Origin of the sequence: Nocardioides sp., assembly GCA_037045645.1 — a bacterium.
Classification (GTDB): domain Bacteria; phylum Actinomycetota; class Actinomycetes; order Propionibacteriales; family Nocardioidaceae; genus Nocardioides.
This window is the reverse complement of sequence record JBAOIH010000010.1, coordinates 138472-162530: the sequence shown is the minus strand read 5'-3', so window position 1 is coordinate 162530 and position 24059 is coordinate 138472. Positions and strand designations below refer to the sequence as shown.

The following is a 24059-nucleotide window of genomic DNA, read 5'->3' as shown; positions in this document are numbered from 1 at the left end:
CTCAACCATCGGGGGGTGTCTCACGCCCGCCGCAGGGCCTTGTCCTTGAACTTCGTGAACGGCGCGCGCGCCATCCGGGCCACGTCGGGGCCCTTGCCCTTGTGCAGGATCGCGCGCTCGTGGCTGAACGTACGCACGCTGTGTTCGCCGTGGTAGTTGCCCATCCCGCTGGCGCCGACGCCGCCGAAAGGCAGGGTAGGCACGCCCAGGTGCAGCATCACCGCACCGAAGACGACACCGCCGGACGAGGTGCCGTGGACCAGGTCCTGCTGGATCGCCTCGTCGGAGGTGAAGGCATAGAGCGCGAGCGGCTTCTCTCGGCCTCGGATCTCGGCGATCGCCGCGTGGTGGTCGGCCACCTCGATGATCGGCAGGATCGGTCCGAAGATCTCCTCGGCCATCACCGGGGCGTCCACCTCCACGTCGAGCAGCACGGTCGGCGCGACATAGCGCGCGGCGACGTCGACCTCGCCCCCGAAGGCCACGCGTCCGTCGCCGAGGAGCCCCTGCAGCCGAGTCGCATGCTGCTCGTTGATGATCCGCGGATAGTCGGGTGATGCCTTGACGTCGGAGCCGTAGACCCGGCGTACCTCCTTCTCCAACGCCGCCGCCAACGGTGCCGCAACGCCGGGCGGACACAGCACGTAGTCGGGCGCGACGCAGGTCTGACCGGCATTGGAGAAACGCCCCCAGGCCAGCCAGCGTGCGGTCCGCTTGAGCGGGAACGTCTCGTCCACCCAGACCGGACACTTGCCGCCCAACTCCAAGGTGACCGGCGTGCAGTGCTTCGCGGCGGCCGCCATCACGATCGAGCCGACCCGCGTCGAACCCGTGTAGAAGATGTGGTCCCAGCGCTGGTCGAGCAGATAGGTCGTCTCGTCGATGCCGCCCTCGACGACCTGCACGGCCTCGGGATCGAGATAGCGCGGGATCAGTTCGGCGACGATCCGCGACGAGCCGGGAGCCAGTTCGCTCGGTTTGAGTACGACGCTGTTGCCTGCCGCGAGCGCGCCAGCCAGCGGCATCATCAGCAGGTGTACGGGGAAGTTCCACGGCCCGATCACCAGCACGGTGCCGAGGGGCTCGCGCCGGATGTACGCGCGCGAAGGGGCCAGGCCCGGCAGCGACTTCACCTTCCGATCGCGGGTGAAGTCGTCGAGATGCTTGAGGAGATAGCGGACCTCGGTCTGGTTCTCCATCACCTCGGTCACGAATGCGTCGAGCGGGTGCCGCCCGAGGTCGGCCTGCACGGCCTCCTCGATCGCCGTCGAGTTCTCGCCGAGCATCCGGTCCAGGGCTTCGAGTTGCTCGCGGCGCCACTGCATCGAAGCGGTCCGCCCCGAGTCGTACGCCCGTCGCGCCGCGCCGATCTGCTGGTCGATGCTCTCCATCGCGTGAACTCACTCTCGTTAGGGTCGGTGACGTGATCGAGGTGACCCACAACGAAGCCGCTGCCCGCTATGAGGTCCGTGACGACGGTGAACTCGTCGGACTGGCCGACTACCTGCTCACCGACGACACGATCGTGCTGCATCACACAGAAGTCGATCGGGCCCATCAGGGCAAGGGGATCGCGGGCGATCTGGTCAAGGCAGCCCTCGACGACATCCGCGCGACGGGGGGTCGACGGGTGGTGCCGAGATGTTCGTACGTCCGGGCGTGGATCGCGCGGCATCCGGAGTACGCCGACCTCACGACCGCGGCTTCTTCGACGCCGCCAGACTCCGATTGAGGTGCTCGGCCAGCACCGCGGCCTCACTGATGTCGACGGCCTTCGAGGCCGTGAGCAGCGTGAGGGGACCTGCGGCGGCGCGCTCGCGCAGTGCGGCCAAGGCTTCCTTCTGCTCCGGATCCGACTTCAACTCGGCGCGATAGCGCTTGGCGAACTCCTTCCATTTCGCAGGGTCGTGGGCATACCACTTGCGCAGGTCGGTCGACGGTGCGACGGCCTTGGCCCAGTCGTCCAGGTCGGCACGCGCTTTGCTGATCCCGCGCGGCCACAGCCGATCGACCAGCACCCGTTGCCCGTCGTCGTCGGACGGGGGCTCATAGATGCGCCGGACCTGGACGGGCATGAGGGATCAGTCCGACTTCGGGGCGTCGTAGAGCAGCGACAGGTAGTCGGGGTGCTTCTGGATCCACGCCTTGATGAAGGGGCAGGTCGCGATCACCTTGCGGTCCCCGGCAGCGCGTACGTCATCCAGGGCGAAGCGGGCCAACGCACTGCCGACGCCGCGACCCTCGTACGCCGGATCGACCTCGGTGTGGGTGAAGACGATCAACCCTTCTGCGAGTTGGTATTCGGCGAAACCGGCGACGGCGTCGTCCACCTCGGCCTGATAACGGGACCGGTTCTCGTGCAAGCTGACGCTGACATCACTCATGTCTGCCAACCTAGCGCGGCTACGAATCAGGTCAGGACGAAAACTTCGCCAGCCGCGCCCGCAGCAACTCGACGCGATGCGCGTTGCCGCGCAGGCCGAGATAACGCTCGGCATAGATCCTGAGCAGGATGTCGTCGAGGCGTCGGACCGCACCTGCGGGGTAGTGGTAGGCCATCGCCCGATCGATGGCGTCGGCGTCGACCGAGCGGACGATGTCGGCGAGCTCGGCAAGGGACGTGATCCCGAGTTCGAGGACGATGCCGGCCATCCACTCATAGCGATCCGTGCGCGACCACCCTGCGTCGGCGAACTGACCGGCGAGGAAGGCCGCGAGCTCGGTGGCACTGATCCGCGGGTCCTCGTCGCTGGTCAACGTGACGGGCCCCTGAGACTCTCGCAGCCGGTCACGGATGGTCGAGAGTTCGTTGTCCGCCAACTCGATCAGGCCCGCAGCCAAGCTGAACCGGCGGTCGAAGTCGGGCCGATGCTCCTCGGGGATGTTGCCCTTGTAGCGGATGTCGTGCTCGAACTCCGCCCACGCATGCTGCAGCACGGTGCGTAGTTGCACCTGGATCTGGCGGGTGCCGATGTCGGCGTACGCCACCTGTCGCGCGGGTGGGAGGCGCAACTGGAGGTGGCGGCTGGCGTACCCGAATCGCCCTTCGCTGGCGGTCTCCGCCCCGAGGTCGCGATCGTCGAGCAACTCGAACTCGTCAGCCAGCAAGGCGACGACCGCGGCCACGTCGCTGCGGACGTAGGTGATGATCCGCAGCCCGATCAGGTCCCCGAGCTGGGCCAGCGGATCGGTGAACTCGCGTACGCCGTCCTTGAGCCGCGAGGCCTTCGCGGCGAAGGACTGCAGCGTCTTGGCCCGTCCGGTCACGGCCAGGTAGTTGATGCTCGCCTCGTCGAGGATGGTCGTGATCAGCGTCGCCGCGTCCGCCGCCGCCCGCTGCAGGGTCGGTTGCAACCGCGCATAGTCCGCTACGGCAGTCGCGACCGGCACCTCACTCACCCGCGAGACGCTAGCCGACGACCTGCCCGCGCGGCTGGCGCATCGCCTAGCGTGAGCCGCGTGACGATGCCTCGAGCCGACGAACTCCCTCTGCGTGACCAGGTCCGACTGCTCTCGGGTGCCTCGCACTGGCACACGCGGGCGCTGCCCGGCGTACGGGCTGTGAAGTTGGCCGACGGACCGCACGGCCTGCGCGTACAGCCCGACGCGGAAGATCACCTGGGGTTGGGCGCGAGCGAGCCGGCGACCTGCTTTCCCCCCGCCGTGACGCTGGCGAGCACCTGGGACGAAGAGTTGGCAACGGCGTACGGCGCGGCGCTCGGCGCGGAGGCGGCAGCACAGGGCGTCGACGTGGTGCTGGGGCCGGGCCTGAACCTGAAACGGCATCCGTTGGGCGGGCGCAACTTCGAGTACTTCTCCGAGGATCCGCTGGTGTCGGGTCGGATGGCGGCGGCCGTCGTGACCGGCCTGCAGTCGCAAGGCGTCGGCGCCTGTGTGAAGCACTTCGCGGTCAACAACCAGGAGGGTCACCGCTTCGTCGTCGACGCGATCCTCGATGAGCGCACCCTGCGTGAGCTCTATCTGAGTTCTTTCGAGCACGTCATCAGGCAAGCGCGTCCGTGGGCGGTGATGTCGTCGTACAACCGGGTGCTCGGCACGCCCGCGTCGGAGAATCGGCGCCTGCTCACCGAGATTTTGCGCGGCGAATGGGCGTACGACGGCCTGGTCATGTCGGACTGGGGCGGCACCCGGGACCGGGTCGCGGCGGTGGCGGCCGGGATGGATCTGGAGATGCCGGGCAGCCACGGACTCTTCGACGCCGAGGTGATCGCGGCGGTCGAGCGTGGGTCGCTGGCCGGGCGTGAGGTGACCGCGAGTGCGCAGCGGGTGCTCGATCTGGCGGGACGGGTGCAGCCACGCGACGTGACGGCCGACTACGACGCGCACCACGATTTCGCTGCGAGGGTGGCGGCGGCAGGGACGGTCCTGCTGACCAACGACGGTGTGCTGCCACTGGCGCCCGGTGAGCGGTTGGCCGTGGTCGGCGCCTTCGCGGACCGGCCGCGATTCCAAGGTGGCGGCAGCAGCAAGGTCGAGCCGACGCGCGTGTCGTCGCTGCTGTCCGCGCTGCGCTCACGGGGGATCGATCCGGCGTACGCCCCGGGCTATGACCCGGCGCACTCGGCACCCAACCGGGCACTGATCGAGGCCGCGGTCGAGGTGGCGCGAGACGCCGAGGTCGTGGTCGTCCACGTCGGCCTTCCCGCCAGATTCGAAAGTGAGGGCTGGGATCGCGACACGCTCGCGCTGCCGACACAACACGACGAATTGGTCGAGGCGATCTGCGCTGTGCACGACCGGGTCGTCGTCGTGCTGACCAACGGCTCGCCCGTGGTGCTGCCGTGGCGCGACCGGCCGGCCGCGATCGTCGAGTCCTATCTGGGTGGGCAGGCCGGCGGCGAGGGCCTGGCTCGGGTGCTGCTGGGTGAGGCGGAGCCGGGCGGACGGCTGGCCGAATCCTTTCCTGCCTCGTTGGACATGGTCGCGAGTGACCCGTGGTTTCCCGGTGCCGCCCGGCAGGTGCAACATCGAGAGGGACTTTTCGTCGGCTACCGCCACGACGTCAGCGCGGGGGTCGAACCGGCGTACGCGTTCGGGCACGGGTTGTCGTACACGACCTTCGAGTGGGACGAGTGCGCGCTTTCGGCAGAGGAGGTGGAGGCGGGTGCGGGAGTCACCGTGCAGGTGGGCGTGACGAACACCGGGACCCGGGCCGGCTCCGACGTCGTGCAGGTCTATCGCGCGGACCGCAGCGGGGTGGTGCAGCGGCCGGAGCGGGAACTGGCCGGGTGGGCGAAGGTGCACCTGGAGCCGGGGGAGAGCCGGGTCGTGTCGGTGGCCGTGGATGCCCGCGCAATCGCCTTTTGGGATGTCCGGATCGATGGCTGGTCGACGCCGAGCGGGGCTTACGAACTGCTGATCGCACGGTCGAGTGCGTCGGTGGTGGCGAGCCTGCCGCTCTCGGTGGTGGGGGGAGTCGAGGACAGCGCCGATCCGCCGCGGTCGGAGTTGTTGGCGGCCTCGGACGAGGAGTTCGTACGACTGCTCGGTCACCGCATCCCGGCGCCGGAATCGGTACGCCCCTTCACCCGCGATTCCACGATGGAGGAGTTGGCCGAGACCCGTGTCGGGCGCTTGCTCTTCAAGGCGATCACCAAGATGGCGCCGGTCGAAGAGGACCCGCTGGACCAGGAGATGGTCGAGCGGTCGCTGCGCGAACTGCCGCTGCGCTCGGTCGCGATCTTCTCGGCCGGCAAGTTCCGGCTGCCGACGGTGGACCTGATCGTGGCCGCGGCCAACGGAGACGGTCGGCGGGCGGCGCGGGTGGTCGCGCGGGTGTTGCGGAGGCTGGCCATTTCGGGTGTCGAGCGGACCCTGGTCCGCTCAGCCCCCGGCGAGCCGGGTGCTTAGCGGCCCAAACGGGTGTCCAGTGCCGCGTGTCGTAAGTTCCTAGATAGTTGGGATCTGAAATCATGAGGCATGGCGAATCGTCCTGCTCCTGCATTGGTTCTGCGTCCAGGCGATCGCGAGGAGCTTGAGCGGTGGGCCCGGGCTTCGACGGTGCCGGCGTCGGCGGCGAAGCGGGCGCGGATCGTGTTGCTCGCGGCCGACGGGGTGGCGAATACGCGGATCGCGGAGTTGGTCGGTGCGACGGTGACCACGGTGCTGGGCTGGCGGGATCGCTACCAGTCCAAGGGACTGGCGGGGCTGGCAGATGCTCCGCGTTCGGGACGTCCGCGGGAGCTCGATCACCGGGCGATCGTGGCCGAGACGTTGAAGCCGCCACCGAAGAAACTCGGTGTCACGCACTGGTCCACCCGGCTGCTGGCCAACCGGCTGAAGATCTCCCACAAGTCGGTCGCCCGAGCCTGGTCGGCCTACGGCGTCAAGCCGTGGAAGGCGGAGTCGTTCCGGTTCTCCACCGACCCCGAGCTGGTCGGGAAGGTGACCGACATCTGCGGGCTGTACCTGGCGCCGCCGGAGAACGCGATCGTGCTGTGCGTGGACGAGAAGTCCCAGATCCAGGCGCTGGACAGGACGGTCCCGATCTTGCCGATGCAACCGGGCAAGGTCGAGCGCAGGTCGCACGACTACTACCGGCATGGCACCACCACGCTGTTCGCAGCGCTCGACATCGCGACCGGGCAGGTCACCGCGGCGCTCAAGCCGCGCCATCGTCATCAAGAGTTCTTGGCGTTCCTCAAGCAGATCGAGCGGGCCTACCGCGACGTCCGCGACGCCGACGGGCAGCCGGTCGAGCTGCACTTGGTGATGGACAACTACGCCGCGCACAAGCACCTGAACGTGAAGACCTGGCTGGCCGACAACCCGCGCTTCGTCGTGCACTTCACCCCGACCCATGCCTCCTGGATGAACCTGGTCGAGGTCTGGTTCGGCATCGTCGAGCGGCAGGCGATCCGCCGCGGGGTGTTCAAGTCGGTCAAGGACCTCAACGCCAAGATCCGCGCCTTCATCGACGGCTGGCACGAAAGAGCGCATCCGTTCGTGTGGACCAAGACCGCCGATCAGATCCTGGCGAAGGCCAACCGTCCAACAACTTCAAATCCGCGGCACTAGACAACTCCGCCCAGAGAAGCCTTCGCGCGTGCCGGAGGGCCATTGGAGCCAGTCGATACGCTGACTGGTGGTTGGTCACTGATGTCGAGAAGAGGTAGAACCGCGGCCAGAGATCATGCGCGCGAGGGGTCGCCGGTGTTGTGTCACGACCTCAGGTATGCGCCGTTACACCGCGTACCCCTACTGTTCTTCCTCGACTAGTGGCGCGGATTTGAAGTTGTTGGACGGGGGCGCGTTTGTTCCAGCCCTCGATGTAGGCACGGAGCTTGCCGTTGAGGTCCTTGACCGACTTGAACACGCCGCGGCGGACAGCCTGGCGTTCGACGAGGCCGAACCAGACCTCGACCAGGTTCATCCACGAGGCGTGGGTGGGGGTGAAGTGGACCTTGAACCGCGGGTTCGCATCCAGCCAGTCGCGGATGTTCTTGTGCTTGTGGGCGGCGTAGTTGTCCATCACCAGGTGCAGCTCGACCGGCTCGCCGGTCTCGGGGGTCCACGGCGTCGCGGTAGGCCCGCTCGATCTGACGCAGGAAGGCGAGGAACTCCTGGTGGCGGTGCTTGGGCTTGAGTGCGGCGGTGACCTGGCCGGTGGCGATCTCGAGTGCGCCGAACAGGGTGGTGGTGCCGTGCCGGTAGTAGTCGTGGGAGCGACGCTCCACCTTGTCGGGCTTGCATCGGCGGGATCGGCACTGTGCGGTCCAGTGCCTGGATCTGGGACTTCTCATCGACGCTGATCACGATCGCGTTCGCCGGGGATGTCAGCGTTGGTGCCCAGGTAACAGCCCGCAGATGTCGGTGACCTTCTCGACCAGCTCGGGATCGGTGGAGAACCGGAACGACTCTGCCTTCCACGGCTTGATCATGTACGCCTTCCACGCCCGGGTCACGGTCTTGTCTCTCACGCCGAGTTCGCCGGCAAGCAGCCTGCTCGACCAGTGCGTCACGGCAAGCCTCTTCGGGGGCCGGGTCAGCGTCGCGGTCACCACCGCCGCGCGATCGACCTCGCGAGGCCGCCTGGAACGTTCGCGATCCACCCAGAAGGTGCTCTGAGTTCAGACCCGAACTGTTCAGGAACTAAAGACACGCGACACTAGCGCCCCGGCCAGGCGGGCAACCGTCCCCTCGACATCGCCGAGCTTGTCGAGCCCGAAGAGCCCGAGGCGGAAGGTCGAGAAGTCGTCGCCCTCGCCGCACATCAGGGGTACGCCCGCGGCGACCTGCATGCCCAGCGCCCTAAACGCGGCTCCGGACTTCAGATCCGGGTCGTCGGTGTGCACCACCACCACGCTCGGGGCTGCGAACTCGGGCGCCGCCACACTGGCGAACCCTCGATCGGCCAACAAGGAACGCACCTGGGCGCCCAGGCTCTCCTGAGCCGCGCGCAACTCGGGCAACCCCCGCGACACGGTCTCGCGGGCCATGGCCGCGTTGTGCGCGATCGAGTCCGTCGGCAACGTCGCGTGATAGGGCGTCTGACCCGCGACGTACGCCTCGCTGATGCCGAGCCACTTGCCCAGATCGACCGAAAAGCTCGAAGACTGAGTCGCCGCCACTGCCGAGACACCGCGCGGCCCGAGCAGCACATAGCCCGTGCACGGCGTGCCGCTCCAGCCTTTCTGCGGCGCCGACACCAGGACGTCCACATCCAAGGCGGTCATGTCGACCCACAACGCACCCGAGGCGATGCAGTCGAGCACCAGCAGCCCGCCGACGGCATGCACCGCGTCGGCGAGCGCGCGGACGTACGCATCTGGCAAGACGATCCCCGACGCTGTCTCGACGTGCGGGGCGAAGACGACCTTCGGCTTCGACGAGGCGATCGCGGCGACGACCTCGTCGATCGGAGCAGGAGTCCACGCCGCCAGGGGTGAGTCGGAAGTCGGGCGTGCCTGGCAGACCGTCACGTCGTCGGTGAGCGAACCCGCCTCGATGATCGCCGACCAGCGATAGGAGAAGAGCCCGTTGCGCACGATCAGCACCGGATCGCCGTGCACTAGCTGCCGCGCGATCGCCTCCATGGCGTACGACCCGCCGCCGGGCACGAGGGCCACCTGAGCAGCGCGATACGTCGTACGCAGCACCTCCAGGAGGCTCTGCATCTCACCGGTGAAACGCGCCGACATGTGGTTGAGCGAGCGGTCAGTGAAGACGACCGAATATTCGAGCAAGCCGTCAGGGTCGATCTCGGGGCGAGGCAGATTCAGGGGCAGTGTCATGCCCATAGAGCGTACGTCCCTCAGCGTCGCACCGGCTGCGACGTCACCCGCTGCATGGCTTCGTCCAGGTGGCGGTGACCGAGGGTCTCGTACCCGATCACGCTGATCCACGGCGCGAGCGCGAGCACGATCAAGGACAGGCCGAGGGGCGCGTTGGTGAAGCCCAGCGCGACGGTGACTCCGACCGTCACCAAGGTGGCCATGCAGAGCACCAGGTGGAACCGCTCCGACGTTGCGAGGATGCGGCTTGCGAGGAAGAAGAACAGCAGCACCCACGCCGCCAGGGGCAGGCCGATCGCGAGGATCGTGAGGCCCTCGGAGAGGTCGCTTTCGCCTTGGACGAAGTACGCCGCCACATGCAGTCCGGCGCCGGTAGCGGCCGTCGCGGCATACAGCGGCATGTGACCGTGGCCGAAGATCCAGCCGCGCGAGGGCTCGTGCTGCAGCACCTCGCCGAATGGGATCGCGAAATAGGTCCACCAGAGCCCGAACGCGATGCCGACGCCGGCCAGGGCGATCAGGCCCGCATCCCACGACCAGCCGGCCGTGTCGACCGCGGACTGCACCGCCATCGTGGTGCCGAGGATGACCTCACCCAAGGTAATGATGATCAGCAGTGAATACCGCTCGGCGATGTGGTGCGGATGCCACGGCGTCAGGGTCTGCCGGCCCTCGATCAGGCGCGGGCCGAGCATCTCCATGGCGAACATCACCGCGATCACGGGGGCCGCGACGGACATCTTCATGTGCAGCATCGCGGTGATGATCCAGAGAATCTGCACGACGAGGGTGTACGCGGCGTACCTGCGGCAGTCCGTACGCCGGGTCGGGTCGGCGTTGGCCGCGCGCAGCCAGAGGCCGACCATCGAGATCCGCATGATCACATAGCCCGCGACCACGATCGTGTTGTGGAACTCCCACTCGTTCATCCCGTGGAAGAGGTCGCCCAACCCGAGGGCGAGCACGATGACGCCGATCATCTGGATCAGCACCGACAGTCGCATCCCCCAGTCGTCGGTGTCGTACGCCGAGGAGAACCAGGTGAAGGTGAGCCAGGCCCACACGATCGCGAACATCGCGATCAGGAAGGCCACCAACCCGTTGAGGAAATGGCCCGACACCGTGGCGTGCGCGAACGCCGCACCCGCGAGGCTGAACGACACCACGATCGTCAGGTCGTACAGCAGTTCGAGCGTGCTGGCGACGCGATGCTCCTCACGGGTGTCGCGTCCGCGCATCGGGACCAGGCCATGGGGGCGTTCACTCACGACGGCAGCGTAGTTTTGGCTGCCATGGCCCGTGAACTTACGGCCGTCATCGGCGGCGGCATCGTCGGGTTGGCGATCGCGCGGGAACTGACCTTGCGCCGCCCGGGCTCTGACGTGGTCGTCCTGGAGAAGGAGTCGGCTGTCGGCACTCACCAGACCGGACACAACTCCGGCGTGGTGCATGCGGGCCTCTACTACGCGCCTGGCAGTTTGAAGGCTGCTTTGTGTACGCGTGGCAGGTCGCTGCTGCGTGAATATTGCGCGTCGCGAGGGTTGGCGTACGAGACCCTCGGCAAGCTGGTCGTCGCGGTGTCGTCTTCGGAGTTGGATCGGCTGGCGGCGTTGGAGCGGTCGGCGTCGTCGAACCTCGTGCCGGGCTTGACCCGTGTGGACGCGGCGGGCATCGCGGCGATCGAGCCGGGCGTACGCGGGATCGCGGCACTGCACTCGCCGCAGACGGCCATCACCGACTTCCGCGCGATTGCCGAGTCGCTGGCCTCCGACGTGGTGGCTGCGGGTGGTTCGGTGCGGCTCGGATGTGAGGTCGTCGCTCTCGTGCGTACGGCCGGTGGGCAGCGGATCGTGCTGGCGTCCGGGGAGTCGGTCTTGGCCCGGCAGGTGATCGTGTGCGGCGGGTTGCAGTCGGACCGGCTGGCCGGCCCGGGGTCTGACGACCTGCGGATCGTGCCGTTTCGCGGCGAGTATCTGTCGGTGCTGCCCGCCAAACAGGATGTCGTACGCGGGCTGGTCTATCCGGTGCCCGATCCCCGCTATCCGTTCCTGGGCGTGCACTTCACCCGGACCGTCACCGGCGGGCTGGAGATCGGGCCGAACGCGGTGCTGGCGCTGGCGCGGGAGGGCTATCGACGCGGCTCCGTCTCGCTCGCCGATGTTCGCGATCTGGCGACCTGGCCGGGCACCTGGCGATTGGCGCGTCGGCATTGGCGGACAGGTGCCCGCGAACTGCGTGGGTCGCTCTCGGTGCGTGCCTACCTGCGGCTCGCGCAGGCGTACGTCCCGTCGATCGGCTTAGCGGATGTGGAGCGCGGGCGGGTCGGCGTACGCGCCCAGGCGGTCGAGCGCGATGGTGCGCTGGTGGACGATTTCCGGATCACGCGATCCGACGGGGTGACGTGCCTGCGCAACGCGCCATCACCGGCCGCGACCTCGAGCCTGGCGATCGCCGAACACGTGGTCGCCGTTCTTCCCGGTGGTTGAGGTGGTTTCGAGACGCCCGCTGCGCGGGCTCCTCAACCACCGAGGTCGCACTACCGGTGGTTGAGGAGCGCCGCAGGCGCGTTGGGTCCTGAGGAGCCGACGAAGTCGGCGTCTCGAAGGGCTCGAAACCACGCCGCCTGTCAGGAAGGCTCCGCCGCCGCGCGCGTCAACCGCAACGAGACGATCCGATGACCGCTCATCTCCGTCACCTCCAGTGACCCGGCCGGGAACTCGGCGACCTCACCCACCTGGGGGATCCGGCCGAGCGCCGCGATCACGAAGCCCGCGACCGTCTCGTAGTCGCCCTCCTCCAGCGCGATCTCGCTGGCCTCTTCGAACTCGGGCAGGGTCAGCGACCCCGGCACGTGGTCGGGGTCGAGCGAGACCTGCTCGCCCAGGTCGTACTCGTCGGTGATCTCACCGACCAATTCCTCGACCAGATCCTCGAGCGTGACGATGCCGTCGGTGCCGCCGTATTCGTCGACCACGATCGCCATATGCGTGTTCTCCTCGCGCATCTGCGCGATCGCCGGGAGGAGCAGCACGGTCGACGGCAGCCGCAGGATCGGGCGCGCGATGGCGGCGACTCGGCGTTGGTCGCCCGCTTCGAGACCGAGCAGGTCGCGGATGTGCAGCAGGCCGATGACGTCGTCGAAGCCCTCGCCGGTGACGGGATAGCGGGAGTACGGCTGGTCGCGTACCTCGTCGGCGACGTCAGCCAGTCGCGCGCTGCCGTCGAGGAACGCCACGTCCGTCCGCGGGCGCATCACGCGCTTGACGGGAGTCTCGGTCGCCTCGAACACCTCTTGCAGGAGGCGGCGTTCGTCGTCTTCCAGGTCGTCGTGGGTGGAGACGAGTTCGCGCAGTTCTTCTTCCGACAGTTGCTCGCCCGCCGCGTGCGGGTCGCCCCCCAGCAGGCGTACGAAGACGTTGGTCGACAGTGACAGCAGCCAGATCACCGGGCGCATCAGCGTCGCGAAGCGGTCGAGGATCGGTGTGACCGCCAGCGCGATGGTCTGCGACTTCTGCAGGGCCAGGCGTTTGGGCACGAGTTCGCCGAACACCAGGCTGAGGTACGCGATCAACAGGGTCAGCACGATCAGCGCGGTCGTGTCCGCCGCCCCCTCGGACAGCCCGGCGTCCACCAGATAGGGCGAGAACGCGGGCGCGAGGGTCGAGCCTCCGTACGCCGCCGAGAGGAATCCCGCGACCGTGACGCCGATCTGCACCGCTGCCAGGAACCGGTTGGGATCGCGGGCCACCTTCGCCACCTTGGCCCCGCGGCCGCTCTGGCGCTCCAACGCCGAGAGTTGGCTGTCGCGCAGCGAGACGAGCGCGAGCTCGGTAGCCGCGAACACCCCACCCACCAGCACGAAGAGCAGGACGAGCCCGAAGCCGGTCAGGGTGGAGGAATCCATGACCGGGAAGGCTATCTGCCCCTCGTGCGGCGGACGAGTTCGAGCGTACGCGTGAAGCGGTGCGCCCTGGGTCGTGCAAAGACGGGCGAGTTCGAGCGTACGCGTGAACCCGCACCGAATCCGGACTGCTCAGCAGATGCGCGGCAACTGCTCCCCGATCGGGAGGTCGATCACGCGGGTGCCGCCCAGGCCGGTGCGCGACACCACCATCCCGGCGTGCTCGGCAACCACCGTCCCGATCCGGCAGGCACCAGCGCCGAGGGGGTGCGAGCGCCACAGCTCCAGCGCACGCTCGGCGTCGTCAGCCGCCACGATCGCGATCACCTTGCCCTCGTTGGCCACCTGCAGCGGGTCGAGGCCGAGCAGGCCGCACGCATCGCGTACGGATTCGGGGATCGGCAGATCGCGTTCGACCAGGTCGATGCCGACGCCGGACGCTTTCGCGATCTCGTTGGTCGTCGCCGACACACCGCCGCGGGTCGGGTCGCGCAGCACGCGGACGTCCACGTCGGCCTCCAACAGGAGCGAGACCAACTCGTGCACCGCCGCGCTGTCACTGGACACGCTGGTGCCGAACTCCAACCCTTCGCGACACGACATCACCGCGATCCCGTGCACGCCGATGTCGCCGTTGATCAGCACCACGTCGCCCGGTCGCGCCCGCGCTGGCCCGATCTCGACGCCGTCCGCGATCACGCCGACACCGGCGGTGTTGATGTAGACACCGTCGCCACTGCCGTGATCGACCACCTTGGTGTCACCGGTGACGATCTGCACGCCCGCGAGGGACGCCGCCGCACCCATCGCCGACGCGATCCGACCCAGCGTCGACATCTCGGTGCCCTCGGCGATGATGAAACCGGCCGAGAGGTAGAGCGGGCGCGCGCCCATCATGGCCAGGTCGTTGACCGTGCCGTTGACCGCGAGATCGCCGATGCAGCCGCCGGGGAAGAACATCGGCTTCACGACGTAGGAGTCGGTCGAGAACGCCAGCCGTCCACCCGGTGCGGGCAGCACGGCCGAGTCCCCGAGCCCGGCCTCGGAGACGGGCGGAACCGAAGCCGAGGCCGAGGCCGAAGACGGGGCCGACGAGCCGTACGACGGCAGGAATATGTTCTCGATCAGTTCGGCCGAGAGCACCCCGCCGCCGCCATGGCCCATCAGCACCTGGGGCGTGTTGCGCAACGGCAGCGGGCAGGACCAGCCCTCGAAGTCGAGGTCGTTCACGAGTCCCTCACCGAGCCGAGACGTCGACCAGGTCGAGGCGGCGATAGGCGAAGTACGCCGCGCACGCACCCTCCGACGACACCATCGTCGCGCCCAGCGGGACCCGCGGGGTGCACTCCTTGCCGAAGGCCGAGCATTCGTTCGGCTTGATCAAGCCCTGCAACACCTCACCCGAGCGGCACAGCGGTGACTCCTCGGTGCGGATGTCGGTGACGTGGAAGCGCTGCTCGGCGTCGAACTCGGCGTACGCGGGCGAAAGCCGCCACCCCGACAGCGGGATCTCGCCGATGCCGCGCCAGGTGCGGTCGGTGACCTCGAAGACCTCGCGCAGCACCGCCTGAGCGGCCGGGTTGCCGGCCGGCGGCACGGCGCGGGGGTACGCGTTCTCGACCTCGTGGCGCCCCTCCTCCAACTGCAGCACCGTCTTGCGGATGCCCTCCAGGAGGTCGAGCGGCTCGAATCCGGTGACCACGATCGGCACCTCGTACTTCTCCGCGAGCGGCGGGTATTCGGCCGTGCCCATCACGCTGCACACGTGACCGGCGGCGAGGAAGGCCTGCACCCGACACGACGGCGACTCCATGATGGCCGCGATCGCCGGCGGCACCAGCACATGGGAGACCAGCAGGGAGAAGTTGCCGATCCCCTGCTTGCGTGCCTGCACCACCGTCATCGCGTTGGCCGGCGCGGTGGTCTCGAAGCCGATGCCGAAGAAGACGACCTCCTTGTCGGGGTTCTCTCGCGCGATCGTGAGCGCGTCCATCGGCGAATAGACGACGCGTACGTCTCCGCCCTGGCTCTTGATCGTGAACAGGTCGTCGCGACTGCCGGGCACCCGCAACATGTCGCCGAAGGAGCAGAAGATCACCTCGGGCCGCCGCGCGATCGCCAGCGCCCGGTCGATGATCTCCAGCGGTGTCACGCACACCGGGCAGCCGGGACCGTGGATCATCTCGATGCTGTCGGGCAGCAACTGGTCGATGCCGTGCCGGATGATCGAGTGTGTCTGGCCGCCGCACACCTCCATCAGCGCCCACTTGCGGGTCGTGATCGCCTTGATCTGGTCGAGCAGCTTCATCGCCAGTTCGGGGTTGCCGAACTCGTCGAGATACTTCACAACTGCACTCCCTTCTCGCGGGCGGCGAGTTCGAAACCGTCGCCGAACTCCTCCTCCAAGATGCCGAGCTTCTCGAACATGGCGAGCGTCTCCATCGCGGATTTCTCGTCGAGTTCCTGGATCGCGAAACCGACGTGCACGATGACGTACGCGCCCTCGGCGGTGTCGGGCAGATAGGCCAGACAGACCTTCTTGGTGACGTCTCCGAACTCGACGTCGGCCATCCGGGTGCCGCTCTCGTCGAAGATGCGGGTGACCCGGCCGGGGACGGCTAGACACATGGCGTTCAGACCTCTCGAAGGGTGGAGTTGAGCTCGTCCGAGTGAGCGAGCGTACGGGTTCCGACGGCGACCTGTCCCAGAGACAGACCGCCGTCATTCGCGGGGACGAGCCGGTGGGTGAGTGGCGTCAGGCCGTGCTCGCGCAGCGCGTCGCTGAGCAGGGCGAGCAGCAGCCGGTTGACGAAGACTCCGCCGCTGAGTCCGACCTCGGTGACGCCCACGCGGGCGGCCGTCGAAGCCGCCAGCCCAGCGCAGGCGCGCGCGAGCTCGACATGGAAGGCGTACGCCAGCGCGCCGGGCTCGGCCTGCGACGTCACCAGCGCGCGAATCAGCGGCGCCGGGTCCAGCACGCCGTCGAGCGTCGGCAACGACAAGGCCACGACCGGCTCGTCAGGATGAGCGCGCCGCCACTGCCGCGCGGTCGCCTCCAACTCGATGGCGGCCTGGGCGTCGTAGGAGATCCGCTGCCGTACGCCCAGCAGTGCCGAGACCACGTCGAAGAGCCGCCCGGCGCTGCTGGTCGCGAGCAGGCCGGAGTCGAGAGCATGCGACTTGGCCAGGAATGAGGACTCTGCGTCCGACAGGCCGAGGTCGACGGCGGTGGGATCGACGCCTGCGTCCAGCAGGGCGATCAGCGCGGTGCGTGCGGGGTGGCGTACGCCCCCATCTCCGCCTGGCAACCGCACCGGCCCGAGGTGCCCGAGCCGGGTCGCGACCGTGCTGCGCTGGTCGAGCAGCAGCAGCTCGCAACCCCAGATCGTGGCGTCGCAGCCGAAGCCGGTGCCGTCGAGCACCCACCCCAACAGCGGCGCATCGAGGCGCCCGTGCTCGGCCGCCAGCGACGCCAGGTGGGCGTGGTGGTGCTGCACCTCCAGGAGAGGTACGCCAGCCGTCGTCGCGAAATCTTGCGCCCAGGCTCGCGAGGCATACCCAGGGTGCCGGTCGGCGACCACGAGAGCCGGCGCGACCTGCTGGAAGTCCAACAACGCAGCAGTCACGCGACCGTGTGCGACTCGGCCGGCCAGCGCCTCCAGGTCCCCGACGTGGGTCGAGACGTGGGCGCGGCCATGGGCGGCCAGCGCGACGGTGTTCTTGAGCTCGGCGCCCGCCGCGAGCACGGGAGCGGTGTCACACCCGAGGTCCACCGGCAGCGGCGCATAGCCGCGCGAGCGGCGTACGGGCACCGCGCCGGTCGCTCCCCACGCGATCACGCTGTCCTCGACCGGCACCGCGATCTCACGGTCGTGCCACAAGAACCCGTCCGCGAGCGCGCTCAGCCGCGCGAACGCGTCCTCGTCGCGATAGCTCAACGGCTCCCCGGAGGTGTTGCCCGAGGTCATCACCAGCACCGGCGTACGACCCAGGCGTGCGCGCAGGTCCGCGAGCAGCAGGTGGTGGACCGGGGCGTAGGCCACCATCACGCCGAGTTCGTCGAGCCCCGGCGCGACCGACGCCGCGACTCGGGCGTCCGGCAGTGTCGGCAGCAGCACGATCGGACGGGCTGGTGAGACCAGAAGCCTGGCAGCGTCCGGGGCGAGATCGACGATCGATGCCGCCGCGTCGACATCCGCCACCATCACCGCGAACGGCTGAGCGGGACGTTGCTTGCGAGCGCGCAATGTCTCGACGGCCGACGTCGAGGTGGCGTCGCAGGCCAGGTGATAGCCCCCGATCCCCTTGATTGCCAAGATCGCGCCCGACGCCAGCGCGTCGACCGCCGACGCGAGGGCGACCTCACGACTGGACTCCAGACCTGCGACGCTGAAGCGCAGCACCGGCCCGCAGTCGTGGCATCCGATGGGCTGCGCGTGATAGCGCCGGTCGAGCGGGTCGGCGTACTCCTCGCGGCAGCGACTGCACATCTCGAAGGGCGCCATCGTGGTCACCGGGCGGTCGTACGGCAGGTCGCGGATGATGCTCAGCCGCGGGCCACAGTTCGTACAGGTGATGAAGGGGTGCCGGAAGCGACGATCCGTCGGGTCCGCGCATTCGGCGAGGCACTCGGCGCACACGGCCGTGTCGGGGGAGACGAGCGTACGCACGCCGCCGCCGGCCGAAGACTCGGTGATGGTGAACGCGGCTGCCCCGATTGGCGCGATGTCGCACGATCCCACCGAGTCGATCCGCGCGAGCGGGGGCGCCTCCTGCTCCAGGCGCCGCCCGAATTCCACGAGCTCGTGCTCGGACCCTTCGACTTCGATCACCACGCAGGCCGAGTCGTTGCGACACTCCCCACTCACGCCCAACTCCCGCGCCAGCCGGGCCACGTGGGGGCGGAAGCCGACCCCCTGCACGATGCCGCGTACGAGGAACCGGCGACGGATCACCACGGTCGTCATCGGCGTTCCCAGATCACGACCCGGTTGTTGCCCGAGTCGGCGATCGCGAGGAGTTCGCGCTCACCGGCGTGCCAGCACAGGCCATAGGGCCAGCAGAGCGTGTCGGCGCTGACCTGGTCCCAACGGTTCTCGCCGTTGGCGCCGAGGTCGGGTTGGGCCAGTGCAGTGGTCGGCGCCCACACCTGGGAGACCGACTCCTGCAGCAGCACCCGGTTGTTGGCGGTGTCCGCGACCGCGAGCGCGCCGTCGACGCCCGCGATGCCGTACGGGAACCGCAGCCGGCCGACCTGGGACTGGTAGGGGAACTCGCCGCCGGAGGCGAAGTCCTCCTGCCCCAGCACCAGGTCGGCCGGCTGGTCCGACGCCGGGTGCGTCTTCCAGCCGAGGACGCGGTGGTTGCCCGCGTCGGCGATCCACACCCCGCCTCCTGCCATCGGGGCGAAGTCGTGCGGCCACCGGAAGGAGTCGGCGGCGACCGGGCCACCGCGGTTCTCCTCGCGCGCTGCCGGGCCGGGCTGGCCGAGGATCACGTCGGCCGGTTGGCCGGGCGCCGGGATGCCGTCGTGCCAGATCAGGACGCGTCTGTTGCCGGTGTCGGCGACATAGAAGCGACCGTCGAGCAGGGCGATCCCGAAAGGCCAATAGAACGTGGTGGCGCTCGGCTCGCCGCCGGAGTTGGGCTCGGTGACCGTGGCGTACGGCTGCCCGATCACGTGATCGGGAGGGGTGTCGGTCCGCGTCGGGATCGAGTCCCAGATCAGCAGTCGGTGATGCCAGGCGTCGGCGATGACCAGACGGTCGCCGTCGCGCACGATGCCTGTCGGCAGGTGCATTCCACGAGCAGGTCCTCCGGCCCCCGGCCCTTCGCTGTGTTCGTCGGGCTGACCGAGTACGACTGCCGCGGGGGCGCCGTCGGCGTCCGGCACTGCCTGCCAGATCAGCACGCGGTGGTTGCCGGTGTCGGCCACGATCACCAACTCGTCATCAACGTGGACGGCGCGCGGTGCGTACAACCAGGCGGCGGTCGGCTGAGCGGGCGGCAGCAACAGCCCACCAGGGGCCGGAGCGCCGAGGACGACCCGGGGGACCCAACCCCCGTACGCCGCCAGCGGCACCGGCGCTCCCGAGCCCATCAGCCACCCGTCCTGCGCTCCAGGAGGTTGATCTGAGGTCAACACCGAGATCCGTACCATCAGTCGTCCCTGGCTCGGACCCAGATCGAGGTGCCCACCACCCGCAACGGCAATGACTCGAGTGCGGCGCCCGGCAGCGTCAGGCACTGCCCTTCCTCGGCGTCGAAACACATCCCGTGTCCCGCGCAGGTCAAGGTGCCTGCGGACTCGTCGACCAATGCGTCGACCAAGGTGCGGCCCTGGTGTGCGCAAGCATCGACGTACGCCGTGAGCCGACCGCCGATGTTGACCACGATCGCCTCGACTGGAGCCGAGTCGGTCGGTCGCAGGGTGACCCCCCGCAACCGATCGCTGTCGATGTCGCCGAGCGAGGCGACCCGAGTCCACCCGGCGGCGAGCAGTTCCTCGGACTCGTCGACGGGACGCACCGTCAAGGAGTCGAGCGGGATCAGAGTCGGGGTCGGATCATTGGGCAGCACCTCGATCGCGCGCAGTCCGGGCACGGCCGCGAGCAGCGCCTCCTCGACGCCGTTGCGCATCGTCACCGCCGCCATCGAGCAGCCGTTGCAGGCGCCTTGGAGGCGCACGTACGCGATCGAATCCTCGACGTGGCTCAGCTCGACGTCCCCGCCGTGCGACTGCAATCCGGGACGCACCTGATCCAGTGCCTGGCGGGCCAGCGTCAGCGGGTCGGGCCGGATGATGCCGTGCATCCCGAGCAGCATGCGTACGCCCGGATCGTCGACCAACCCGTAGAGCAGCTCGCGCCCACGATCGTCCTCGCGCAGACGGCGTACGACCGTCACCAGACCGTCCTTGTGCAATGCGTTGAGCGCATCGAGCGCGTCCTGAGCCGCTGCGCGGGCAGTCGGGTCAAGAGCGGCGATCCGGGCCATCGCGTCGTCCAGGCGCGCGGCGTGGCGTTCGAGTGCGTCCGGATCGGCGTCGGTCATCGTCATCGCGACTCGCTCGGATCCGAAGTCGGCCGAGTCGACGGGTCGACCACGGTCACGGTCGGGCGCGGCGGCGGACCCTCTCCTGCGGGCATCGCAGTGACGCCCATCCCGGACGTGAAGACCCCCTCGGTCTGGGGCATCCGGGCCATCTGCTCGACCTGGCGGGTGAGATCGGCGAGCTCGGCATCGACGTCTTGGACACTCGCCTTGCGGATCTCGTCCAGGATTCCGCGTACGGCCAGCGCCGCGTCGTGGTCGAGGTGCTCCTCGAAGAGGAACCTGGCCTCCACCAGCTTGGCGCGTGCGTCCTCGAAGACGCCGAGGTGGGCCAAAGCGTTGCCCTGGTTGGCGAGCAGCCGCGCGCGCCCGAGCGGGTCGTGGTGTCGTACGCCGGAGGCCAGCACCTCCTCATAGAGCTCGACCGCCTCGACCAGGTTGTCGCCTTGGTGCGTCGAGGGCGTGTAGATCAAGGCATTGGCCAGGTTGAGCGTCGCCGTCGACCACTGCGCGGGATAGCGGTCCACCTCGAACACCCGCCGGCAGGCCCGCAGTGCCTGGGTGGCCACGCCGAGGCGGAGTTGGTCGGTCGCCTCGGTCATCGGGACGGCCAGTTGCGCCGTCGCCAGGTTGAGGTTGAGGCTCGCCCACAGCACCGGATCGGACTGTTCGGTGACGCGCTGCAGACCCGCGTAGTAGTGCCCCATCGCCTCTTGCAGCGACTCACGAGGGTCGCCGTGTCCACTGGCCGCGTTCTGCTGGGCCGAGGAGCCGAGCTGGAGGCAGAGTTCGGCGGCGACGTCGGTGAGGTCGGTGTCGGCGAGTTCGTCGATCGCTCGGGTCAGAGACTCGTACGCGCGCGGGTCCCCCGACTGGGCCAGCAGCATCCCGGCGTTGCCGCGAAAGACCGCCGCGGCGGCACCCTCGGCCAGATCGGCCGCCGCCAACAAACCGTCGACGAGGTCGCCGGCCCCACTCGTCGCGCGTGCTGCGAGCACGAGCGCGGCCACCTCCGCGACACAGTCCGGGCCGGGCAACGGCGGCGCCATCGGGTGGTGGCTGATCATGGAGAGCACGACGTCCACCAGTGGAGCGACGGATCCCGGCAGCTCCGCTCGGATCACCTCGGCCCGGCCAGGATCAGGGTCGAGCACCCAGGCGTTGTACGCCGAGATCGCGTCGTCCCCGGTGAAGAATCCGGACGTCGGCTCGTCCTCGTGCACCGCCCGATGGCCCTGCATCGACGGCGGCCAGACCTCGGGGCGACGCCCCTGGACCAACGCCGTCCTGGCGGCGTCGGTGTCACGACCCGACGGGACCAGGAGCATGCCCGCTGGGAAACCGAAGGCCCCCAGCGGCTGCGGATGGTCGAGGTCGGTCAACTTCCAGCCCCCGAGAAGGGGCCGGCGAGTCGTACGATCAGCGCGCCACGCGCTGCGTCCCACTCCGCGTCGAAGGTGCCCCCCGGCACCTGCGCGAAGTCGAACACCTCGTGAATGAGGACCGTACGCTCGCCGGCCGCGTTTCGCTGCCGCAGCACCAGGCCCCCATTGGCTGGTGAACGGAGCGGAACGAGAATGAGGTCCGAGCCGTCGAGGGCGGCGACCAGCACGTCGTGCGGGAAGCGGCTCGCGGCGAGCTCGGCACTGAGGTGGAGATAGCCGTCGGCGGTCAGCTCGACGGTGTCCTGGTGAGAGTCAGCCGGATAGAAGTCGCGTTCCAACATCGCCGCGACCTGCTCGACCCCGGCGTCGACCGCGGGCGACAGCTCGGCGCCCGGCTCGTACGACTCCGCCTCGATCAGGAACACGGTGATGTCGGTGGGTCGCTGCGGCCCGAGCAGCCAGGTCGACAACGCCAGCGCGTGATCCCAGCGGAAGTTGTGCGAGTGCAGGCCGTCCATCGGCAGGTCGGTCAACTCGTCGGCGGGGACCCGGTAGAGCGTGCCCGGCTGGGCAGCCGTTGACGAGGCGTCAACAATCACGACTCGGGAAGCGCCGCGCATGGCGAACGCGACGTCCATCCCGGCCGTGCCGCCGTCCACCAGGCGTACGCCGTCGGGCACCCCGCGCGTGAACAGCCGACGGATCAACACCGGCCCCGCGGCGTCGTCGCCGCGCAGGATGTTCCCGCAGCCGATGACCAGCAGGGCGCACGGATCCGGCTCGAACCCGTCGTCGAGCAATTCGTGCGGCGCTGTCGCGGTGTCAGACCATGCCATTGATCACGAACTTGTTCAGTTGGCGACCGCTCTTGCCGTCGTAGGCGTGCACGGTGCAGACCAGGCACGAGTCGTACGACCGCGCGACGTGGCCGAGTTCGACCGGGTCCTCGATGTCGGCGATGGGCGTGCCGACGAGAGCCTGCTCCATGGGTCCCACGGAGCCTTCGGCGTCGCGCGGGCCGATGTTCCAGGCGGTCGGCGTGATCACCTGGTAGTTCTCGATCTTGCCGTCCTCGATCACGATCCAGTCCTGGAGCGCACCGCGCGCGGCCTCCGTGGCGCCCCAACCCTTGCCCGAGGTCAACTCCTCGGGCTTGGCGTAGAAGCTGCCGTGCAGGTCGATCTGGCCGAGCCATTGCATGACCCACTTGAAGTACTTCGGCGCCTCGTGCATCCGGGCCATCTGGCGGGTGAAGACCGAGGGGCCGATCTTGTCCAGCATGTCCTTGAAGAGCGGGTCGTTGTCCTGGTGCGCCGCTGCGTTCGGTCCGGCAGCGGCGATCCGGCGCGCCAGGGGTCCGGCCTCCAGCGGGACGTACCCGACGCCGGGCACGTCATAGCGCGGCGACTTCGCCCACGAGTACTTGCCGTCCTGGCGAGCCGTGCGCGGGTCGAGCGGGTTGGTCTGGCCCTCCCACGGGTGCAGCAGCGTCGAGCCCTCGTACGAATAGAACGAGTGGCTCACGTCCTCCGCGACCCGCATCTGGTCGTAGTCGTGCCACTGGCCGTCGGCATAGATCGCGCCGCGGCCGATCAGCGCGTCCTGGCGGCCCTCCACGGTGGGATCGGTGTAGCGACTGGGATCGAAGTACGTGCCCGGCGCGATGAAGTTGCCCGGACCCGCGCCGTACTTGTCCAGTCCGATCTCCAGCGCATAGCGGATGAAGAAACCGCAGTCGGAGTTGCGCTGCGACTCGTTCTCCTCCACCCACTCGAGCATGTCCTCCCACGTCTTGATCTCCAGCCAGCGGTCGACCGAGCAGCCGAGCCACTCCTTCTCCAGCCAGTTGTCCTTCCAGTGGTTGAGGATCGCGGTGGCGCGGGTGATGTCGGCCAGGTTGGGGGCACTCATCACGCCGCCCGGGACCATGAAGGAGGAGTGCGGCCACTGCCCGCCGAAGATCGCGTACACCTCGACCGGCTTGCCCGAGAGCACGACACCCTTCTGGTACGCGGTGCCGACGTACGGCGCGAACCGGCGCACGGCCTCGTCGTACATCGGCGAACTCGCGTAGCTCTTGTTGACCAGATCGATCGCGAAGAGCGCATAGAAGTAGCGCGGGATCGACTGCAACGTCTCGCACGCCTGCGCGATGTTGCGGATCAGCGTCGCGTTCTCCGGGACGTGGGTCTGCCAGGCGGTGTCGAGTGCGTAGCAGGCCTTGTAGAGGTGCGAACCGCCGCAGATGCCGCAGATCCGCGGCGTCACGACCAGGCCGGCCTGCGGGTCCTTGCCCTTGAGGATGATCTCGAAGCCGCGGAACATCGCGGCCTCGGTCCACGCCGACGTGACGACGCCGTCCTCGATCGTGACGCGCACGTCGAGGTCGCCCTCGACGCGCCCCAGGGGAGAGACGAAGAGGTCGAGAGCTTCGGAGCCGGAGGCGGGGTTCTCGGTGACGGTCAT

22 protein-coding genes are annotated in these 24059 nt (G+C 68.7%); 4 read left to right on the top strand and 18 right to left on the bottom strand.

Annotated features, from left to right (window positions below; all coding sequences use genetic code 11):
- Nucleotides 1-20: 20 nt before the first annotated feature.
- Complete coding sequence (locus tag V9G04_17655; protein MEI2715063.1) at nucleotides 21-1391, bottom strand: aldehyde dehydrogenase family protein; 1371 nt, start codon at nucleotides 1389-1391, stop codon at nucleotides 21-23.
- A 32-nt stretch (nucleotides 1392-1423) separates the two neighbouring features.
- On the opposite strand from V9G04_17655, the gene V9G04_17650 reads away from it, so the two are divergent.
- Nucleotides 1424-1732 carry a GNAT family N-acetyltransferase gene (locus V9G04_17650; protein ID MEI2715062.1) on the top strand — a complete coding sequence of 103 codons (309 nt, stop codon included), beginning with the start codon at nucleotides 1424-1426 and terminating at the stop codon, nucleotides 1730-1732.
- Here the strand turns inward: V9G04_17650 and V9G04_17645 are convergent.
- From V9G04_17645 to V9G04_17635, 3 genes are read right to left on the bottom strand one after another with little or no spacing between them, the layout of a single operon-like run.
- Complete coding sequence (locus tag V9G04_17645) at nucleotides 1692-2075, bottom strand: DUF488 family protein (protein MEI2715061.1); 384 nt, start codon at nucleotides 2073-2075, stop codon at nucleotides 1692-1694. The genes V9G04_17650 and V9G04_17645 overlap by 41 nt on opposite strands.
- A gap of 6 nt (nucleotides 2076-2081) precedes the next feature.
- Complete coding sequence (locus tag V9G04_17640) at nucleotides 2082-2384, bottom strand: GNAT family N-acetyltransferase (protein MEI2715060.1); 303 nt, start codon at nucleotides 2382-2384, stop codon at nucleotides 2082-2084.
- Between the two features lie 31 nt (nucleotides 2385-2415).
- Nucleotides 2416-3399 carry a (p)ppGpp synthetase gene (locus V9G04_17635; protein ID MEI2715059.1) on the bottom strand — a complete coding sequence of 328 codons (984 nt, stop codon included), beginning with the start codon at nucleotides 3397-3399 and terminating at the stop codon, nucleotides 2416-2418.
- 66 nt (nucleotides 3400-3465) lie between these two features.
- On the opposite strand from V9G04_17635, the gene V9G04_17630 reads away from it, so the two are divergent.
- Nucleotides 3466-5871: a glycoside hydrolase family 3 C-terminal domain-containing protein gene (locus V9G04_17630; GenBank protein MEI2715058.1), complete on the top strand. Its 2406-nt coding sequence runs from the start codon at nucleotides 3466-3468 to the stop codon at nucleotides 5869-5871.
- A gap of 69 nt (nucleotides 5872-5940) precedes the next feature.
- Nucleotides 5941-7038, top strand: a complete 1098-nt coding sequence (locus V9G04_17625) for an IS630 family transposase (GenBank protein MEI2715057.1) — start codon at nucleotides 5941-5943, stop codon at nucleotides 7036-7038.
- A 151-nt stretch (nucleotides 7039-7189) separates the two neighbouring features.
- On the opposite strand, the gene V9G04_17620 is transcribed toward V9G04_17625, so the two are convergent.
- The 4 genes from V9G04_17620 to V9G04_17605 all read right to left on the bottom strand — a co-directional run bounded on the left by V9G04_17620 (nucleotide 7190) and on the right by V9G04_17605 (nucleotide 10522).
- Nucleotides 7190-7492 carry a transposase gene (locus tag V9G04_17620; GenBank protein ID MEI2715056.1) on the bottom strand — a complete coding sequence of 101 codons (303 nt, stop codon included), beginning with the start codon at nucleotides 7490-7492 and terminating at the stop codon, nucleotides 7190-7192.
- 304 nt (nucleotides 7493-7796) lie between these two features.
- Nucleotides 7797-8072 (bottom strand): hypothetical protein, encoded by a 276-nt coding sequence (locus V9G04_17615; protein ID MEI2715055.1) that lies wholly within the window; start codon nucleotides 8070-8072, stop codon nucleotides 7797-7799.
- Nucleotides 8073-8105: 33 nt separating this feature from the next.
- The gene (locus V9G04_17610) at nucleotides 8106-9254 is read right to left on the bottom strand and encodes an aminotransferase class V-fold PLP-dependent enzyme (protein ID MEI2715054.1); all 1149 of its coding nucleotides are present in this window, start codon (nucleotides 9252-9254) and stop codon (nucleotides 8106-8108) included.
- A 20-nt stretch (nucleotides 9255-9274) separates the two neighbouring features.
- Nucleotides 9275-10522 (bottom strand): low temperature requirement protein A, encoded by a 1248-nt coding sequence (locus V9G04_17605; GenBank protein ID MEI2715053.1) that lies wholly within the window; start codon nucleotides 10520-10522, stop codon nucleotides 9275-9277.
- A 24-nt stretch (nucleotides 10523-10546) separates the two neighbouring features.
- Here V9G04_17605 and lhgO point away from each other — a divergent pair, with 24 nt between their 5' ends.
- The gene (gene lhgO, locus V9G04_17600) at nucleotides 10547-11740 is read left to right on the top strand and encodes an L-2-hydroxyglutarate oxidase (protein ID MEI2715052.1); all 1194 of its coding nucleotides are present in this window, start codon (nucleotides 10547-10549) and stop codon (nucleotides 11738-11740) included.
- Nucleotides 11741-11880: 140 nt separating this feature from the next.
- Here lhgO and V9G04_17595 read toward each other — a convergent pair whose 3' ends face one another.
- The 10 genes from V9G04_17595 to V9G04_17550 all read right to left on the bottom strand — a co-directional run bounded on the left by V9G04_17595 (nucleotide 11881) and on the right by V9G04_17550 (nucleotide 24059).
- On the bottom strand, nucleotides 11881-13158 hold the full coding sequence (locus tag V9G04_17595) for a hemolysin family protein (protein ID MEI2715051.1): 1278 nt from the start codon (nucleotides 13156-13158) through the stop codon (nucleotides 11881-11883).
- A 129-nt stretch (nucleotides 13159-13287) separates the two neighbouring features.
- Nucleotides 13288-14385, bottom strand: a complete 1098-nt coding sequence (gene hypE / locus V9G04_17590; GenBank protein ID MEI2715050.1) for a hydrogenase expression/formation protein HypE — start codon at nucleotides 14383-14385, stop codon at nucleotides 13288-13290.
- Between the two features lie 7 nt (nucleotides 14386-14392).
- Nucleotides 14393-15502 carry a hydrogenase formation protein HypD gene (hypD, locus tag V9G04_17585; GenBank protein MEI2715049.1) on the bottom strand — a complete coding sequence of 370 codons (1110 nt, stop codon included), beginning with the start codon at nucleotides 15500-15502 and terminating at the stop codon, nucleotides 14393-14395.
- A complete protein-coding gene (locus tag V9G04_17580; protein MEI2715048.1) occupies nucleotides 15499-15783 on the bottom strand; it encodes a HypC/HybG/HupF family hydrogenase formation chaperone in 285 nt (94 codons plus the stop codon). Before V9G04_17580 ends, hypD begins: the two co-directional genes overlap by 4 nt.
- A gap of 5 nt (nucleotides 15784-15788) precedes the next feature.
- Entirely contained in the window at nucleotides 15789-18122 is a 2334-nt protein-coding gene (gene hypF, locus V9G04_17575; GenBank protein MEI2715047.1) for a carbamoyltransferase HypF, read from the bottom strand.
- Nucleotides 18119-19315 (bottom strand): NHL repeat-containing protein, encoded by a 1197-nt coding sequence (locus V9G04_17570; protein ID MEI2715046.1) that lies wholly within the window; start codon nucleotides 19313-19315, stop codon nucleotides 18119-18121. Before V9G04_17570 ends, hypF begins: the two co-directional genes overlap by 4 nt.
- Nucleotides 19315-20214 carry a NifU family protein gene (locus tag V9G04_17565; protein ID MEI2715045.1) on the bottom strand — a complete coding sequence of 300 codons (900 nt, stop codon included), beginning with the start codon at nucleotides 20212-20214 and terminating at the stop codon, nucleotides 19315-19317. The genes V9G04_17570 and V9G04_17565 overlap by 1 nt, the downstream gene beginning before the upstream one ends.
- Nucleotides 20211-21590, bottom strand: a complete 1380-nt coding sequence (locus V9G04_17560) for a hypothetical protein (protein ID MEI2715044.1) — start codon at nucleotides 21588-21590, stop codon at nucleotides 20211-20213. Before V9G04_17560 ends, V9G04_17565 begins: the two co-directional genes overlap by 4 nt.
- Nucleotides 21587-22429, bottom strand: coding sequence for a hydrogenase maturation protease (locus V9G04_17555; GenBank protein MEI2715043.1), 843 nt, complete (start codon nucleotides 22427-22429; stop codon nucleotides 21587-21589). The genes V9G04_17560 and V9G04_17555 overlap by 4 nt, the downstream gene beginning before the upstream one ends.
- Nucleotides 22416-24059, bottom strand: a complete 1644-nt coding sequence (locus V9G04_17550; GenBank protein MEI2715042.1) for a nickel-dependent hydrogenase large subunit — start codon at nucleotides 24057-24059, stop codon at nucleotides 22416-22418. Before V9G04_17550 ends, V9G04_17555 begins: the two co-directional genes overlap by 14 nt.